The organism is Quyinboa ferrireducens, from assembly GCF_042436675.1.
Lineage (GTDB): Bacteria > Bacteroidota > Bacteroidia > Bacteroidales > UBA5342 > JBHJHP01.
Map to the genome: position 1 here is coordinate 1 of NZ_JBHMVA010000047.1, position 2,719 is coordinate 2,719.

Annotated in this window: 2 protein-coding genes; both read right to left on the reverse strand. The window is 31.3% G+C overall.

All coding sequences use genetic code 11. The annotated features are described in order from the left end of the window. Window positions 1–271: 271 nt before the first annotated feature. Window positions 272–1,102, reverse strand: a complete 831-nt coding sequence (locus ACE01N_RS20230) for a hypothetical protein (RefSeq protein ID WP_380592847.1) — start codon at window positions 1,100–1,102, stop codon at window positions 272–274. Between the two features lie 136 nt (window positions 1,103–1,238). Beyond that, window positions 1,239–1,715, reverse strand: coding sequence for a hypothetical protein (locus tag ACE01N_RS20235; RefSeq protein WP_380592849.1), 477 nt, complete (start codon window positions 1,713–1,715; stop codon window positions 1,239–1,241). Between the last annotated feature and the right edge of the window lie 1,004 nt (window positions 1,716–2,719).

Below are 2,719 nucleotides of genomic sequence, written 5' to 3' on the forward strand. Positions count from 1 at the left end.
ACAGTCATAGCTTACCTTTACTTTTCCCATAACCATTGTACATATTGTTATCTGATTGGAAAAGATTGATTGATTTATAGTAAAAAGTAGTAGAATAATTAAATATCTCATTTTATTTTTTGTATTACCGCTAACGTTCCCGCGGTATGGTGTCGTGGCAGTTTCTGTCCGATAGGATAGGAACTGTCATGACGAAAGGCGCTTGCAGCGAACGTTGAATTATTTGGTTTAAAATAACAGCCATGCACTATGACCGCGTGTTGTGCTTTCGTTATTTTTTAGAACCTTCAAGCAGTTCTTGTAATTCAATATTTAAATCTTTCGAAACAATATCCTCAATTTTATCAGATTCAAAGTCATATTTCTTAACTGTAGATGGCTCGGAGTTATCATCATAATTTCCATCATCGTTATAGTCAATACCGAACCTAACCAATAAATCTTTACTGTCATGTATGAAATCATAATGTGCTATATCAGCCCCTTTGTTAGATATCACTCTAATATCTTGGTTTTTGATTGAATAGATATATAAAGATTTTAAATCTTTGAGATTTACAACTCCATCTCTATATGTATCTTGGCTAGCAGCTGTAAATAAAATCAAAATATCATCGTCAAAAACCTCAGTTCTTATTGCACCAAAGTTTACTCTACTATCAAATAATTTTTTAGTTGTTTTATTCTTTAAATCATAAACAATCAAATTATTAAAAGAGCCATAATAATAGCTTGAATACCTATCGTCTGTTTTAACTTTTTCAAAAGAATCCATAATTCCAAGAACTCCTTCATCAATATATTCTGCTGAATTTAGTGTTTGATGTCTTACTGGAATAATATAGATTGAATTAACCGAATCCACCAATCTAGGGAAATCATAAGATATAACTTGTTGACGCTTTTTCTCTTTCTGTAATTCTTCAATTTTTTCTTCAGACAGTATCCCAGTTTCATCCTCATTAGATCTCATCATCCATTTAAGTTCAGAGATGCCAGCAACAATCATCATAATCAATCCGATAAAAGCTATTAAAACTAATATAGAACCTAAAAGAGCTAATAATTTTTGGTTGTAAGTTTTTAATTTCTCAATATTCATATTAATAAGGTTTTACTTTCCTTTTGAAATAATGAAGCACAACGTTCCCGCGGTATGAGGTCGTGGCGGTTTTTGTCCGATAGGATAGAAACTGTCACACCGAAAAGGCGAGGTTGAAATTTGCGAACGATTTATTTTAAAAGCCGCCATGCCTTATAACCGCGTGTTGTAGGGCGTTTATTAATTTTTGTTCAGATATTTTTAATAGAGATATTTCTTGTCTTCGATAGAAAAACCAACCAAAAATAAATAAAATAGCATTACTGATATGAACCCAATTTGGCATGTCAACCTTTCCGCTTATTTGAGATATTAATAATCCAATCCATGAAGCTAAAAATATAATGAGCTCTAGTCTTGGTTTGGATTTAAAATTAATGCGTGTTTTAGTATCATCTTCGAAGTCTAAATTGACATAAATTCGAATTCCGCTTGTAATTCCATAATAATTTGAGAAAGTTCCAATTGATTCATTTGGCATAAAGAAATACCGCCAGTCTGAAATTTTGTCTAAATGATTATCTCTTTCTGATAGTTTAGTTAATTTCTCTGTAACATTGTCCAATGTCTCGTCAATAAATATTTCCTTGTTTATAAGCAGTTTGCTGTACATGAATTATGGAATTAATCTTATATATTTTTGTGCAATTTGAAAAAATGCCCTACAACGTTCCCGCGGTATGGTGTCGTGGCAGTTTCTTTCACCCGTGAAAGGAACTGTCAGGATGAAAGGTGCTTTGCGCGAACGTTGATATTTTGGGTTTAAAAATACTGCCATGCAGTATGACCGCGTGTTAGGCACTGTAGCTTTTTTTATATTTCATTTCAATACAAAAGTGAACTATCATACCAGTTAATAACCATAAATAGAATGAACTACATCTATTGCATAAATTCTTAATGCTCCAATTTACAACTCCATTATCAAGTTCAAATTCTAGATTACAATTCAAGTTAGTAGTCAACAGGTATATTAAAAATATAAAATGCAGAGCTTGAATAGTTATGAACGTTTTTATCTTGGCTTTACTGATTAGAAAAAATATAATAACTCCAATTGTAATAACAATAATCAGTGAATTTAGATTATCATTGGAGAAATCAATAAATGATAAAAATATTGTTGCAGTTATATAGATTAATCCTAATACGAATAAGATTTTATTACCGATTTTATTTCTAATGGAATAATTGACAAAATTCAAAATTAAAATTAATACTCCAATTGAATGAAATAAATATTCTGTCCAATGCGAATGAGTTAGTTTTAAAAATGCTATCTGAAATACTTGCAAAATAAGAAAGCATAAAGAAATCCAGTAAGCTAAATGATTCAATCCAATTACTGATATTCCAGTCGCAATAAATACAAGTAATAAAGAGTAAATGCCTAACGCTGTCCAGAAATTATTAAATATCCAGTTTGGATGTTCAAAAAGCATTATGTTAAACTCATTCTGAATTAAGAAAGATAAGCCAATCAAGAAAAGGCTTAATATCATTATTGTATTGTAGATTCTTATTTTCATGCTATGGTGCCTAACGTTCCCGCGGTATGGTGTCGTGCGGTTGACTGTCCCACGAAGTGGAGACTGTCAAGCCGAAAACGACGGCATA

Coding starts and splice junctions, on each gene's coding strand:
- ACE01N_RS20230 (WP_380592847.1), bottom strand. CDS start 1,102: ATGAATATTGAGAAATTAAAAACTTACAACCAAAAATTATTAGCTCTT.
- ACE01N_RS20235 (WP_380592849.1), bottom strand. CDS start 1,715: ATGTACAGCAAACTGCTTATAAACAAGGAAATATTTATTGACGAGACA.